The sequence below is a fragment of the Achromobacter deleyi genome (assembly GCF_902859705.1).
GTDB classification, from domain to species: Bacteria; Pseudomonadota; Gammaproteobacteria; order Burkholderiales; family Burkholderiaceae_B; genus Achromobacter; species Achromobacter deleyi.
Genome location: NZ_CADIJO010000068.1, coordinates 1 through 568, shown reverse-complemented (window position 1 = coordinate 568; position 568 = coordinate 1). Strand labels below are relative to the sequence as shown.

The 568-nt window shown below is 67.4% G+C and carries 1 protein-coding gene; it reads left to right on the top strand.

Annotation, left to right across the window (positions count from 1 at the left end; genetic code table 11):
• The coding region (locus HV798_RS31580) for a hypothetical protein (RefSeq protein ID WP_175196697.1) at positions 1 to 568 on the top strand (568 nt) is incomplete at both ends.

Below are 568 nucleotides of genomic sequence, written 5' to 3'. Positions count from 1 at the left end.
CGTCGGGTATGACGGTATCGATGTGTCGGCCCTGACCGGCGCTGGCGCTACGACTGGTGTATCCATCGACGTCGCGGCCCTGGGCGGCATGTACGCCAACAGCATCCGGCTGATCGGCACCGAGGCCGGTGTGGGCGTAAACATCGGCGGCAACTTGGCTGCGCTGACCGGCACGCTGACCGTCAGCGCCAACGGCGACGTCAAGATTCTGCCGTCCGGCCGCATGCAGGCCGCCACTGACCTGTCGGTGCAGAGCGGACGCGACATCGTCAACGACGGTACGGTCACAGCGGGCGGCGCGCTGGCGCTCAATGCGCCGGGCTCAGTCGCCAACACCGGCGCCATGTCCTCGGCGGGCAACGCCAGTGTCGTGGCACGGCAACTGGACAATCGCGGCGCCTTCACTGCAGGCCTGCAGGCCGATGGTTCCATCAGCCCCTTGGGTACATTGAGCATGCAGGTCAGCGGCCTGCAGAATGCCGGCACGCTGATGGCCGGCGGCAACGCTACGGTCACGGCCGATGTGCTGGGTCTGTCGGGCGGAAAATTCGTCGCGGGCGGTGCACTG